Annotated in this window: 12 protein-coding genes and 1 pseudogene; 12 read left to right on the top strand and 1 reads right to left on the bottom strand. The window is 60.2% G+C overall.

Annotated features, from left to right (window positions below; genetic code table 11):
• The first annotated feature begins 53 nt into the window (after positions 1 to 53).
• From IP69_RS13770 to IP69_RS21465, 8 genes and pseudogenes are all read left to right on the top strand, one after another.
• Positions 54 to 368 carry a DUF736 family protein gene (locus tag IP69_RS13770; RefSeq protein WP_054143406.1) on the top strand — a complete coding sequence of 105 codons (315 nt, stop codon included), beginning with the start codon at positions 54 to 56 and terminating at the stop codon, positions 366 to 368.
• A 317-nt stretch (positions 369 to 685) separates the two neighbouring features.
• The gene (locus tag IP69_RS13765) at positions 686 to 1,264 is read left to right on the top strand and encodes a hypothetical protein (protein WP_054143396.1); all 579 of its coding nucleotides are present in this window, start codon (positions 686 to 688) and stop codon (positions 1,262 to 1,264) included.
• A complete protein-coding gene (locus IP69_RS13760; protein WP_054143395.1) occupies positions 1,254 to 1,601 on the top strand; it encodes a hypothetical protein in 348 nt (115 codons plus the stop codon). The genes IP69_RS13765 and IP69_RS13760 overlap by 11 nt, the downstream gene beginning before the upstream one ends.
• Before the next feature lie 11 nt (positions 1,602 to 1,612).
• Positions 1,613 to 2,707, top strand: a complete 1,095-nt coding sequence (locus IP69_RS13755; RefSeq protein WP_156323453.1) for a hypothetical protein — start codon at positions 1,613 to 1,615, stop codon at positions 2,705 to 2,707.
• The gene (locus IP69_RS13750; RefSeq protein WP_054143393.1) at positions 2,697 to 3,509 is read left to right on the top strand and encodes a hypothetical protein; all 813 of its coding nucleotides are present in this window, start codon (positions 2,697 to 2,699) and stop codon (positions 3,507 to 3,509) included. Before IP69_RS13755 ends, IP69_RS13750 begins: the two co-directional genes overlap by 11 nt.
• Positions 3,510 to 3,552: 43 nt before the next feature.
• A complete protein-coding gene (locus tag IP69_RS13745) occupies positions 3,553 to 5,424 on the top strand; it encodes an AAA family ATPase (RefSeq protein ID WP_054143392.1) in 1,872 nt (623 codons plus the stop codon).
• Positions 5,425 to 5,432: 8 nt separating this feature from the next.
• Complete coding sequence (locus tag IP69_RS13740; protein ID WP_054143391.1) at positions 5,433 to 7,256, top strand: UvrD-helicase domain-containing protein; 1,824 nt, start codon at positions 5,433 to 5,435, stop codon at positions 7,254 to 7,256.
• 643 nt (positions 7,257 to 7,899) lie between these two features.
• A pseudogene (locus tag IP69_RS21465) lies at positions 7,900 to 8,218 on the top strand (DUF736 domain-containing protein).
• A 95-nt stretch (positions 8,219 to 8,313) separates the two neighbouring features.
• On the opposite strand, the gene IP69_RS13730 reads toward IP69_RS21465, so the two are convergent.
• Positions 8,314 to 9,279, bottom strand: coding sequence for a LysR family transcriptional regulator (locus IP69_RS13730; protein ID WP_054143389.1), 966 nt, complete (start codon positions 9,277 to 9,279; stop codon positions 8,314 to 8,316).
• Positions 9,280 to 9,522: 243 nt separating this feature from the next.
• On the opposite strand from IP69_RS13730, the gene IP69_RS13725 reads away from it, so the two are divergent.
• The 4 genes from IP69_RS13725 to IP69_RS13710 are packed head-to-tail and all read left to right on the top strand — an operon-like array spanning position 9,523 to position 13,060.
• The gene (locus IP69_RS13725) at positions 9,523 to 10,143 is read left to right on the top strand and encodes a hypothetical protein (protein ID WP_054143388.1); all 621 of its coding nucleotides are present in this window, start codon (positions 9,523 to 9,525) and stop codon (positions 10,141 to 10,143) included.
• Positions 10,144 to 10,148: 5 nt separating this feature from the next.
• Complete coding sequence (locus IP69_RS13720; RefSeq protein WP_248306832.1) at positions 10,149 to 11,870, top strand: type IV secretory system conjugative DNA transfer family protein; 1,722 nt, start codon at positions 10,149 to 10,151, stop codon at positions 11,868 to 11,870.
• Between the two features lie 3 nt (positions 11,871 to 11,873).
• Positions 11,874 to 12,344, top strand: coding sequence for a hypothetical protein (locus tag IP69_RS13715; RefSeq protein WP_156323452.1), 471 nt, complete (start codon positions 11,874 to 11,876; stop codon positions 12,342 to 12,344).
• A complete protein-coding gene (locus tag IP69_RS13710) occupies positions 12,341 to 13,060 on the top strand; it encodes a hypothetical protein (RefSeq protein WP_054143385.1) in 720 nt (239 codons plus the stop codon). The genes IP69_RS13715 and IP69_RS13710 overlap by 4 nt, the downstream gene beginning before the upstream one ends.
• Positions 13,061 to 13,733: the final 673 nt, after the last annotated feature.

Here is a 13,733-nt window from a genome sequence, read left to right as displayed (position 1 = left end):
ACGCCATCGAGGACGCGGTGGTCGCGGCCCGGACAAAACGACAGGAGACTATCATGGCGACGATCGGCAGCTTCAAGAAGGACGAAAACGGCGGCTTCACCGGCGCGATCAACACTCTGACCCTGACCAGTAAGGTGCGCTTCGTCCGCACCGAGAGCGAAAGCGACAAAGGCCCTTCCCACCGCCTCTTCGCCGGCAAGACCGATATCGGCGCTGCATGGGCCAAGACGTCCCGAGAAGGCAAGCCCTACCTCTCGGCCAAAGTCGACGATCCGAGCTTCCCGGCAGCAATCTACGCGACCTTGATAGAAGACGCCGAGACCGCCGGAGCATTCTCCCTCATCTGGTCCCGCAGGACCGCCGAGTGAGGACCGGCAACCACCGCCCCGCCGACAAGCGGGGCGGTTTGCGTGTTCGAAACCAAGCGAGTTCATCATCGTTTTACGCTATGGAAGTGTCCGCGTTCAAGCGAATTGCGCCACGGGCGGACTTTGGCGCTCACGCCAATTCTGGACGTTCAGATCACTCTGAAACTCTGACGCTCGACGCCGGTAAACGGGTCACCGTTTCAAGCGTCCTGCCATCCAGCTAGCGTCCAGCTCATCTTATTTCCCCGAAATTGATCGCGGTGGCTTGACTGCGCAACCACTTCGATCATACATCTCACGTGCAATACGTGAGATGTATGATCATGATTCTTGAAGTCGCCAAACTTGCTGGAACCACCATCCTCTCGGGAGCACCGAGCGGACGGCGGCTCTACGCGAGGCTTGTCGAGGCAATCCCTGCGGAGCCGGAGGGCCCAGAGCCCCTGTTTGTGAATTTCGTTGGGATTGAGGTCGCCACAGCGAGCTACTTGCGGGAATCCATCCTTGCATTCCGCACATTCGTTCGAGGCCGCAAATCCAACTTCTACCCTGCTATTGCAAACGCTAATTCGGACGTACTCGACGAGTTCGTTGAGCTCGTCCACCTTCGAGGCGATGTCCTTATGGCCTGCGTCGTCGACGAAGGCGGCACTGTCTTGCGCTGCCGCCATATCGGCAAGCTTGATCCAATGCAGCAATTGACGTTCGACTTGGTCAACCGCGAGGGCGAGACAACTGCGAGCAAGTTGATGGAAATCGAAGATGGCCCGGTTAAGGCAACCGCTTGGAACAATCGTCTGGCCTCATTGTCGAATTTAGGTTTGATATGCGAACAATCGCATGGGCGTACCAAGAACTATAAAGCATTGTTCGCGGGAGGCAGAAATGGGCGCTGATTTCAAAGAAAAAACGAAAAAGTCTTTTTCTAAATGCTGGGACAATGCAGCTCTCGGTGCCAATACGCCGGATTTGTTCTCCAAAGTGTCGGATCACGCCCCTGACCGGTTCGAAGCCGAAGTGCTGGGTAATGCGCAACTCGAAGTCGGAGATTCCGTTGCGCTGCGCTTCGAAGGGCACAAGCTGATTGGCAGGCGCGGCATTTCGCCGGTTCTGGTGATCGCCAGCCCCAGCCCAGCATTGATCCGATCGGTCGCACAAGGCTGCAATATCGCTCGTGCAGACATCGTCGCGTCCGATCCAATCAGCGGCGTATTCGAGGTGACTATCAGCTAGAGGCGATATTGATGTCCCGTCGCAAGCGAGCTTTCAAAAGTTTCTGGAGTCGGCCGAACGCCTCGATGTCATTGGGGTGCATCGACTGTCCCGAGCTCGGCATTTGCGGCGGACAGACAATTGATGGGGCCGGCTTCAACTGTCTCGATCACTGCTGCGGCAAGTCGGATAGCTGCCAGGCCGTCTGCCCGAATGCGCAGCGGTTCGCCGATCGCATCCGCGAGGTCGGAGGCCTCGATCTTGAAACCCCGCAGATCGCGCCGCTCCGGCCTCTTGTTCTCCCGTCCTACTTGCCGATGCTTTTTCACGGCAGCGCGCTGGTTAAGACGATTACGATACCTGCTGTCGCGATCCCCCTTTACCGCTTCTTCGATCAGGCGGCTGGCTGCCGTTTCAATACGCGCGAGAGCATCTGCCAAAGCTATAAGATCGACTCGCGCACCGACATTGTTCTCTCGGGTGTCGCGCAGGACCATGAGGTCGAGGGCTGGTGGAAGCTAGAAGCGCCAGGTCGGATCAAGGCGATTGCGAACCTCCGTAGCCTTGGTATTGCCATGGTAACAACCCCCAATTTCAGCCTGATGGTGGACCGCCCTCGCTGGGACGACCTCCATTCCATGCGGCGCATCGTGCTTTCCTATCACGAGCTTGTTTCGGAGGGGCAGGCCGCGGCGCTACATGTAAACGGCCGTACTCGACAAGATTTCTTGCGCTGGACGGAATATGTGGCTGCGCATGGGGAAGTCACACACATCGCCTATGAGTTCACTACCGGCACCAAAAACCCACTGCGCATGCGTCAGCATGCGCAGTGGTTGGTCGAGCTGGCGCAAGCGTGCGGCCGCCGTCTGGGGCTTGTTTTGCGCGGAGGGACGCAGGTAGTTGGACTGCTCTCGAATTTCTACGACATCAGCGTCATCGACAGTTCGCCTTTTGAGAAGGCGCAGCACCGAGAGGTTGCCTGGATAGATCATGAGGAGCAGCGGCGCTGGAAAAAGCGCCTGACGGCTCCAGGCGAGCCAGTTGATGCGCTGCTCGACGAGAATATTCGCATCTCCGAACGATGGTTCGGAACCTCGTTGCGGAAGTTCAAGCTTGCAGCCTGACCTGCTCTCTCCGTTATTCGACTATAGCGTGGTGGATGGCCTAGGCCGCGCCCGTCAGCGCGGCTTGGTACCGCGGCTAGATGCCAAGATCTTCCGAACTCAGGCCGTTGGCCCCGCCGTCGAACTAGCCGGTCTGGAGGCTGGAATCGATCTGAAAAGTCTCGGCAAATGCAATTGGCTGGATCAAGGTTCACTTCAGCCGCTGCTAAATGCGCTAACCACTAGGTCGCGGCAGTGGCTGGCCCCCGACGGTCGACGTGGCTTGGTTACCGGCGCGGGGCTGGAGTTGGAAGAGATACTCACGAGCTTCAAGATCGATGCACACAAAGCCGCGTTGGCAGCGGGTTTCGAGAAGGCAGCCTTGCTCGTGGCAGCTATGGGCGAAATCATCGGGAATGTTGTCGACCATTCAGAGGCGACTGACAGCGGGATGGCGATGTTCTCCGCTGAGGCGGGACGGTTCGAATTTGTGATTGCGGATGCCGGCATAGGAGCTTTGCAGAGCTTGACCCGGAATCCTGATCACAAAGGTATTGGCGATGAAGGAACGGCCCTCCAAGCGATGGTAGAGACCGGCGTTTCAAGATTTGCCGGGGATACCGGACATGGGAACGGGTTTCGTCCAATCTTCGAGAAGCTCGCAGATATGACGGGGCAATTGCGGTTCCGATCGGGCGACTACGCGCTTACTCTAGATGGCCGGTTCGGTGATCGCATCGCGCGTCAGGTTTCACAGAAGCCCAAATTCACAGGCTTGTTGGCGGCAGTTTGCTGTTCGGCGCCACGCTATCGTCGGACCTGATGCAATTATAACGATAAATTAAATCATCCAGAAAGGGGCAGTCTTGAAAATTTATTCCGTTTCGATTGAGAATTTTCGGGGCATCAGTTCCGCGAAGCTGATTCTGCCCGACCATGCTGTCCTCATCGGCGACAACAACACGGGCAAGTCTTCGGTCTTGGAGGCGATAGATCTTGCGCTCGGGCCGGATAGATTGAGCCGCAGGCCTCCGGTCGATGAGCATGATTTTTTCGAGGGCAAGTATCTTCCCCTGACCGCGGCCTCCGCTGAGGAGGGCGCTGTGGCCGATGAAGCTGGAGCGGCCCCCGTCGCGGAAGCCCCGAAAATCACCGTCGAAGTCACGATCGCCGGCCTGTCGGAAGAGCAGGAGGCCAGGTTCGGCGGCAACATCGAGTGGCTCAATGTCGAAACTGGCGATTTCTTCACCGAGGCCAACCCGGCGGGTGTCGATGCCGCGCACATTCAAGCGGCGCTCCGCGTCACCTTCATCGGCGCCTACGATCCCGATGAGGACGATTTCGTCGGCAACACTTTCTATTCGCGCAGCCTAACGGAGGCGGACAAGCCCGAGCCATTCTCCAAGAAGGACAAACAGCACTGCGGCTTCCTGTTCCTGCGCTCCCTTCGCACCGGCTCGCGCGCGCTCAGCTTGGAGCATGGCAGTTTGCTCGACATCATCCTGCGGCTGAAAGAAATTCGGCCGCAGATGTGGGAAGGCACTATCGGCACGCTCGCCGCCTTCGATGTGGCGAGCGATCCCGCGCTCGGCATTTCCGGCGTGCTCGACAGCATCGACAAGTCGTTGAAGAAATATGTGCCGCGCGAATGGGGTTTGAGGCCGCACCTCAAGGTGTCAAACCTCACGCGTGAACATCTTCGTAAGGTCGTCACCGCCTTCATCGCTACTGGCGACGGGGATCACGCGGCGCCCTTCTTCCGCCAGGGCACGGGCACGATCAACATGCTGGTCCTAGCAATGCTGTCGCAGATCGCAGAGGACAAGCAGAATGTCATCTTCGCCATGGAAGAGGTCGAAACCGCGATCCCGCCCTATGCTCAGAAGCGGATCGTGCATGAGCTGCGCAAGCTGGCAGCGCAGTCGATCGTTACCTCGCACTCGCCTTACGTACTTGAGGAGTTCAAGCTCGACGAGACCGTGATCCTTTCGCGGACCAATCACGGTGTGCTCAGCCAAGCGCAGATATCGTTGCCCGACAGCGTAAAGCACAAGCGTTATCGGCAGGAGTTTCGCACGCGCTTTTGCGAGGGCCTCCTATCCCGCCGCGTGCTCATCGCCGAGGGTGCGACTGAGGCCAGCGCCTTTCCGGTGGCTGCGCGCCGGCTGTCGGAGCTAAACCCAGCCGCCTATGCGTCGCTTGAGGCGCTCGGGATATGCGTCATTGATGCAGGCACGGAGTCCCAGATCGCCGACCTCGCCGGGCTGTACAAGGGCCTCGGGAAGCGGACGTTTGGGCTATGCGACAAGCAGACCGATCCAGCGAAGGCGGCGATCGAAGCCCAGGTCGAGCGGCTGTTCATGCATGAGGAAAAGGGGATTGAAGATCTCATCATCAAGAAGACGACCCAAGATGCGCTTGAGCGGTTCTCCGACGCGCTCGACTGGCCGCCGCATATCCTTGCGAAATATCCCGATCCGAAGGGCAGCGTGAACGCGGCGCTGAAAGAGTATTTCGGCTGGGCAAAGGGCAATTGGGGCATCGCCGATTTCCTAGGCCAGTGTTCCGAGGCCGAGTTCCCCTCCTGGATTCGCGACGCCTGCATAACACTGAAGGCGATCTGTGATCCGCCGCCTGCGCCGCCGATACCGCCCGCTCCTCTTGCACCGACTGTGCCAGCCCCGCCAGCGCCACCGGCAGTGAACGGCCAGCAAGCCGCGCCAGCGTCCGGCGCCTAGAGGGCGCGATGGTCGATCTGACGCCAGCGCAAAAGGATGTTCTGGCTGCCGAGGGGCATCAGCTCGTCGTCGGCGGTCCCGGCTCGGGCAAGACCACTGTGTCGATCCTGAAGGCGGCGAAGATCGCGCGCGAGAAACTTAGGCCGGGGCAGCGCATACTTTTTCTGAGCTTCGCGCGAGCGACCGTCTCGCGAGTGTTCGAGGCGATCGACGAAGAACGGTCGGTCACCAAGGAGGAAAAGAAGCGGATCGAGGTCGATACCTATCACTCCTTCTTCTGGCGCATCCTCAAGGCGCATGGCTATCTCGTCGGATTTCCGCGGCGGATGACGATCCTGACGCCGCCGAATGAGGCGATCGCGCTTTCAGCGATCCGCGGCGGCTTCAAGGCGCCGTCAAAGCTATCGGATGAGGAGAAAGTGCATAAGGCCGCGCTGGAGGTGGCCGAGCGCATGCGGCTCGCGACCGAGGAAGGTAAGGTCTGCTTCGATCTGTTCGCCGAGCGCGTGGCCATCTTGCTGCATGGGTCAACAAAGGTCTGCGAGCTTGTCTCGACGATGTACCCGTTCATCATCCTTGACGAGTTCCAAGACACAAGCGCTGATCAATGGCGCGCGGTCGAGGCGATCGGGAAGAGCAGCACGCTGATCTCGCTGGCTGATCCCGAGCAGCGCATCTTCGATTTCATCGGCGCGGATCCCGAGCGGCTGAACCACTTCAAGGAGGCGTTCAAGCCGTTCGAACACGACCTGGCCGGGGACAATCACCGAAGCAAGGGGACCGATATTGCTATCTTCGGCAATCACCTCCTCACGGGCAAGTTTCGCGACCAACCCTACCACGGCGTGGAGTATGAGGGGTTTGCCTCGAATCCTAACCAGGCGTATGCGTCGCTCGTCGCTCAGGTGCTCAGGGCCCGGCAACGGCTCCTCGCGCTGGGTCGCCGGGACTGGTCGCTCGCAATCCTGGTTCCGACCAAGCGTATGACACGTCTGGTCTCCGACAATTTACGCGCGCCGTTTGGCAACGTGCCGCCGATCACGCACACTGCGGCCGTGGATATGGAAGGTCCGATTCTTGCCGCCGAGGTGATCGCCTTCCTGCTGCAACAGCGCAGCAACAGCGGCTGCTTCGATGAATTCGTAGGAGTGCTTTGCAGCTTCTTCAACGGACGAGGCGGAGCGACCCCGACCAAGGGCGATCTAGAGGAAGCCTTGCGCTTCAAGTCCGCGCTGGAGAAATGGAATGGATGCATTGCTAAGGGCAAGGCGACGCCGGGTAACAGCGTTCTTCAGGCGACATTCGCCGTCCATGAGGCCGCGAGCACTATTGCGCTGACGGGGCAGCCCGATGCCGACTGGACAGCGATTCGAGCCGTCCTCGAAGCCGGAGGCTGCAAGCGTATCGTCGAGGTTGCCCAGGAAGCCCGTAATGTCCGCCTGCTAGAACGCGGAACCCAACTGCGTCAAAGCCTCTCACAAGATTGGCGCGACACCGGCGGCTATAAGAACGCCCTCACCATTACGCGGCAGTCCTTTGCCCAGGAGCATTTCGCGACGGCACACAAACCCGAATCCGGCATCGTCGTGATGAATATGCACAAGGCCAAGGGGAAGCAGTTCGACGAAGTCATAATCTTCGAAGGCTGGCCTAAGCGGTTCAAGGGCGAAATCGTGGGCAATCCGGATCGTATCGTCGGCGGCAATGTCAAGTCGCGTGCTTTGACACAGGCCCGCCAAAACTTTCGCGTCAGTGTAACCCGAGCGAAAATGCGCACGACCATCATGTCGCCGAAAGACGACATCTGCGTCCTGTTGATTCCCATGGAATAAAAAATTAGCGGGCCTGCTTCCTCGAAGGATCTCTGTAGCTGGGCCTGTCGCACCATATGCTATCTGCGGCGTTGATATCCGCGATCAACGCTTGGCGACGACTGCGACCTAGCCGCCGTGGTAATTGTCCACCATCAATGCGTCGCCCGGGAGCAGACGCTGGCAGCGTCTGCTTGGAGCTGCTCCAAGGCGAACAGCCTGCTGACAAGCGGACCTCCTGGATGTGAACAATGGGACATGAGAAGGTCTTTTCGTTGAAACGGAATGGCTCCCGGCCTGTTTGCCGACTTCTGCCGGTGAGGTTGATGGTGAGCATGCGCCTGTCGTGTTCGCCGACGCTGCTGAGTAGGCGGACGCAGAGGTTCGGGATCATGGGCGGCCGCTCCGGTTGGGGCGGCCGTTTTCGTCGCGCTTGAAGGTGCCGATTGGCGCGGGAGGGTCTCTCGATTCCGGGATAGGGCCGCGTCGATCGCGACCTCTCATGTCTGGTTTTCGTTGCCGAGCATGCCCTGTTCCGCGCAACGGCTATCGCCGTTCTCCACATGAGTTTCGACCCTACGGGTGCGCGTCGGGCCTGCCCGGCACTTCGACCGCTATCGAGGACGCGGTGGTCGCGGCCCGACCATAGAAACAGGAGACCATCATGGCGACGATCGGCACCTTCAAGCGCGACGAAAACGGCGGCTTCGCCGGCGCGATTGCGACCCTCACCCTCAACGGCAAAATCCGCTTCGTCCGTAACGCCGCCGAAAGCGACAAGGGCCCCAGCCACCGCCTCTTCGCCGGCAAGACCGAGATCGGCGCGGCATGGGCCAAGACGTCCCGAGAAGGCAAGACCTACCTCTCGGCCAAAGTCGACGATCCAAGCTTCCTTCCCGGCAGCAATCTACGCGACCCTCATCGAGGACGCCGAGACCCCCGGAGCGTTCTCCCTGATCTGGTCCCGCCGGACTGCCGAGTGAGAGGCCGGCCAATCGCCCCGCCCCACAAGGGCGGGGCAGCACTCAGACGGGTTAGCCATCCATTCGGTAACCCGTTGAAACACCGTGCCAGCGCTTCAGATGCGCACCCCTGCAAATTCGTCCGGGTGGATGAACTCGTCGCCAAACCATGGATACTTGCGTGTATCGTAGATCGACTTGATCCAGTCGATAACATGGGAAGCGCTACTGGAGGCGCGGACTTCAGGCCGAAACGTTAGCCAGATATCGAGGTGGCAGGTGCGCAAGCCGATGTCGATCGGCTCGATCTCGCTACCGAAGAAGGCGATGGTGTAGGTCGGCAGCACGCCGATGCCGAGCCCCGCCTCGATCGCCGCTAGGTTGGCGGAGCTGTTGTTGACGCGAGCGACGATCCGGCTCGCGACCTGAGAGCCTTTCAGAATGTCTTCGACTTGGCCACTGGGCACGCCGCTATCAACCTGGTCGACGAATGCGTGCCGGGCGATATCGCCCCAGTCATGAGGCTTGCCGAAGCGCTCGATGTAACTGGGGCTTGCAAACAGGTGGAAATGCATTCGGCCCAGGCGGTAAGCCACGACGTCTGCATTTTCAGGTCGGCGCAGTTGTATTGCCATCTGGCAGCCAAAGCGCAGCACATCAGCAAAATCCATCGATAACCTGAGATCGAGCTGGATGTTGGGATGCGCGGCCTGAAACTGGTTCCAGCGCGGGATCAACCAGCCAACTCCCATGCCTTGCGTCACCGTGACCGAGACGGAGGAGGCGCCGGCGCGCTCGTCCTCGATAAGGGCTTTCAGATTCTGCAAGGGCGAGCGCATCTCGGCCACGACCTCAAAAATCCGTTCACCCAGCGTGGTGAGCACGATGCCATCAGGCATGCGGTTGAACAGTTTCAGGCCGAGCTGATCTTCGAGAGCATCAATGCGCCGTGCGAAGGTCGAGGCGCTGACCTTTGCGGCAAGGCCCGCCCCCCGGAAACTGCGGTGGCGAGCGGCCATCGTGAAGAGACGCAGATCGTCCCACGAAACGGCATCGAGATCGATCGGGCTCGATCCTGTCATGAGAATCACTCCACTAGCGGTACCCATAGGTCGTTGGCGGGCGACCCGACGCAACCCTGAGTGTGCGTCATACCTGAAGCACGGCGTCGCTGCGATGACGCACTTCCGGCAAGGATTCATTAAGAAGACGGGGCAGATGATTAGCGAATGAAAACTGCTAAAGCGTTTTCATTTAATAGTGTCTATCCGTATCAAGCTTACATAATCTAATTCGGAAACCCGTTTTTATCAGAGAGGCTTTCAATGCCGACAGAAGCAGGCGATCATCGCAACGTCATCCTTGTCAATCAGGATTTAAATAAAGAATTCGGATACGAATATTTCGTAGTCAATTTAAAGGAACAGCATGATATTCCCGATGCTTTGGTAATCGAAACCCTCAATCCTGATGCGGAATTCCTCGCAGTCAACGATCTGACGCCGCTTTCTGGAAAGCAGCGGGCTGCATTCGACCGCGACGGCATCGTGCTCCTGCTGCAGCACGCTCTGGTGCCACGCTTAACGATGCCGATCGCCACAATCGCTGCCAAGGCAGTCGAGTTCGCGTACGAGACGTTGACAGCGCAAGTCGCCATCCTGACCCCAGATCTCAAAAGAGACGATGCGCAAGAGATTTTCGATGCCGCTTGGGCAGCGAGAACAAACGACATCATCGCTAACATCGATCAAATGCCCGATGCCGAGCGGATAAACTACTTCATCGCGGCGTTTCGTAATGCGTTCACGGGCACGGATTCGACGGTAATTGATCGCTACGTCAACGATCAACGGGAGGAACTGCGTGCGGCGTTGACCGAGGCCTGGGCCGAACGCCGCCACTTTTTGCAGCGCGGCCAGCGGGCTACGCGCATGCCGGGCGCGTAACCTCGATGATGATCCGTCCCGATCTGCCGGCTCGTGCCGTTCGCATCGCGCTCATCGCGTTCTTCGCACTGCTGATCGCATATCCCGTCAGCTTCGTCGCCACGCACGGCTTCGATCCTGACGGGTGGCCAAGCGCGAGGACGCTTACGGGAGAATTCCCATCAAACGCTCTGACGCCCGCGAGTTATCTAGCTAGATTGCTGAACGGTCAATTCGGCGCGATCGCGAAACTCTACGGTGCCATGGCTATTGGGCAAGCTCCTATGCTGCCTGCCGGTGGTCGTTGGTGGGCTCTCGGCTGGGTTGTACTGCCTTGTATCTACGGTGCCGTAACGGTTGCCATCGCGCCGCTGATGTTGCGGCGTGACCCCAACAAGCCATTCGGGGACGCGAAATGGGCCTCCCCGCAGGCGCTGGCTCGGCTCAACCGCGGTGTCGAGATCGGGCTCGATCCGAACTCAGGCAAAGCCGTGCGCATCGCGGTTGAGGGAAACCTCTTGACGATCGCACCGCCGCGGATGGGCAAGACGAACGGTCTCGTCTTGCCAAACCTTGCGCTGGCGGAGCCTGGGGCCTTCGGCGGCCCTGTCGTCGTCATCGACCCGAAGGGTGACGCCTATCGCGCGGCCAAGGCGCACCGCGAAATGCTCGGCCAGACCGTTCGCTGCCTCGACCCCTTCGGACTCGTCGAAGGGAGCGACCGGTGGAACCCCCTGCTTCACAAGGAAGCTGGCGACGTCACCTATCTTCTGGCCATGGGCAGAGCGCTTCTCCCCGACACGGCAGGCGACAGCGCCGCCAGCGCGTTTTTCCGCGACCGCGCCAGCGCGCTGATCGCGGCGGCCCTCGCGGTGGCCATCATCGACAATCGCCATAATCCGATCGTCGCGGCGCGACTGATCCGCGACGAGAATGCATTTCGCAAAGCGCTTGAGGGACGCACCGATGATTTGTCGCGAGATGCGATGTCAACGCTCAACAGCAGCGACGATAGGACCCGCGGAAATATCGTTTCGACCACTCAGCAGGCTTTTCAGTGGACGCTGGACGAGCGGATGCAGGCGGCAGTCGATCATACATTCGACATTGCCGATCTCAGCTCAGGCCAGACCGATCTGTTTGTTGTCCTGCCGGCCGACGATCGGGGCGACATTGTCGCGCCCTATGTGCGCTGGCTCCTGTCGGACCTCTTTTCAAGCATCCGGCGCAAGCGGCCAGTCGAACGGATCCTCATCGTAATCGACGAAGCGTTCGTCCTTGGCCGGTTCGCGGCGCTCCTGAAAGGCGCTGGCGAGTTGCCCGGCTATGGCGCCAGCATCTGGACGTTCTGGCAAAGCCGCCAACAGCTCGTCGAGGCTTACGGAAAGTCGGGAGCCGACATCTTTATCGACACTGCCGAAGTGGTCACGCTGTTCAACCTGACACGGGCCAATCCCGACGAGGCAGCGCATTGGTCGAAGGCGCTGGGGACATATTCGGGGTTGATCGACTCGACGACAACAGGGGGTTCGACGACCAAGCCGACCACAAGCTCGCAATCCATTGCGATTGATCTGGTCCCGGCCAGTTCTCTCGCGGAGCTGACGCTGGAGAAGACCATCGCCTTCGTCAACAAGCGCCGCGTAACAAGCAATCCGTTCCTGCTCGACAAGACGCTGGCATTCGACGACCCCAGGTTTGCAGGCTTGCTGCATTTCGTTGAGCCCGTCGGGCAGGCGAAAGGATAGCCAATGCCGAAGCTCGATTTGGCTCGGCTATCGCGTGACCTGGCCTGTCTTCGCCGTGATCGCCCACCTGGCGTCGGCCCGAACGGGCGGTCAGCCACAGGCGCTATGGCCATCGTGCGAGACAATCTGGCCAAGTTGGAGTCGCTGCATGCCGCTGGCGCCAGCTGGGTCGAGATCGCCGCAACCCTTGCAGCACAGAACGTGCGCCATGGCAGCGGCGCCGCTCTGACTGGCCGACAGCTCACCGGCCTCATCGCCAGCGTGCGTCGCCAGCAGCGCCGCCGGGAGGCGAAGTTGGCTCAACGTGCGACCCGACCCGACCTGCCCAACACCGGCGGCCCGCGCCTGACACTTGCCGCAGACCTCGCCGCGCCACGCAGCGCACCAGTTTTATCGGCACTGCCGACCGAAGACGATCTTCGGCGACAGCAGCTGGCTTCGCTCGACAGCCTATTGAAAGAGGATAAGCCATGACCCGCATTTTGCTCGTCGTTCAAGATAAGGGCGGCGTCGGCAAGAGCCTCGTGACACGAGCGCTCGCCGAAGCCGTGCCGGACGCGCCCGTCATCGAGGTCGATGCGAGCCAACGCCTGATCGAGCTGAAAGACCGTGTCACCTTTTTTCCCATGCGCGCCGATCGTGCGGCGATCGACCTCTCCGGCGGCAGAGCGGCCCGCGCGGAGTTCGACGGCGTCATCACCGCGATGCAGAGGGCGACCAGACCGACGATCATCGACGTCGGCGCCAACACCTCTGCCTCGTTCATGAGCGTTCTTGGTTCTCTGGCTGACGCCTTGACGGCCTTGAAGATCCAGATCGGCGTCGTGGTGCTCGTCACCTCGGAACCGGGCGCACTGGCCGAAGCACCGCGATTGATGATGCTGGCAAAGCCGCTGGCGGCGACACGGTTCTTGATCGAGAACCGCCTGCGCGGCGAGGTGGAGGCCAAAACGATCGCAAAGATCGCCGATGGAGCAACGGTCACGGTATTGGCCGAGCATGTGATGGAAGATCACGCTGTCGCCGTCTTGCAAGCCGGTGGCCTTGCCTCAATCCGTAAGCTCGACGTCGCCAAGCTCATCGATCGGCATGGGGTGGCGCTCGGCAGCCGGGTTCACAGCGACCTGACGCGCTTGCGTGCTGATGCGATGGAAACTGTCCTGCCTGCGGCCACATGGCTGGTGGGTTGACCTCATGATCACCCCCAAAAGACCGAGAGGGCCGGCCCAACGGGTCGCCCGCGCGAGGGCTGATGCAAAAGCCGCCGATCGCCGGCTTGAGCTGGCGAGCCGGTCGCGTCTGAAAGAGCTGATGCAGCTCGCCCCCCGCGAACGACTGGCTCACATCAATGATGTCGATCTCATACCAAGCGATCGGACCAGGCTGCGGCGAGCAGTCCAGGCGCAGCTTCCGCTTAAGAGGCTGCGCCTGCCAAGGAAATTGTCATCGTTGTCGTTGGTGTCCTGGCTGGGCCGCCTTGACGAGGCGACGTTCGTCAGGGGCACAGCGCTTTCTGTCCTGTTCATCGCATTCGGCGTGGCCGGATGGTGGACGACCGCGACCGCCCACATCCTTCGCGAAAGCGAAGAGATAAACTTCGTAATGCCCGAAGGCTGGCGTTCGCAAATGAAAATCCCGGCAAACACCAAACTTGCCACACTTCAGCGCGGCGGTGTCTTGAGAACGAGGCTCTGGCTCCATGGGCGGGGCTATGCCCAGACGGACCCATACGTGCGTAGCCCTCCCCGATAATCGCGGGAGCCGTTGCTGGCGAGCCGATGGAGCCATGGCAGCCCGTTCGCGAGCACGTCCTGCGGGGGCTGCAAAGGGCAACACAGGGCTGCAAGGGGCAGCATCAAGGGC

Source organism: Allobosea sp. AAP35, from assembly GCF_001295925.1.
In the GTDB taxonomy this organism is placed as follows: domain Bacteria; phylum Pseudomonadota; class Alphaproteobacteria; order Rhizobiales; family Beijerinckiaceae; genus Allobosea.
Note: the sequence above shows the minus strand (reverse complement) of the source record. Positions and strands in the feature narration are given on the sequence as shown.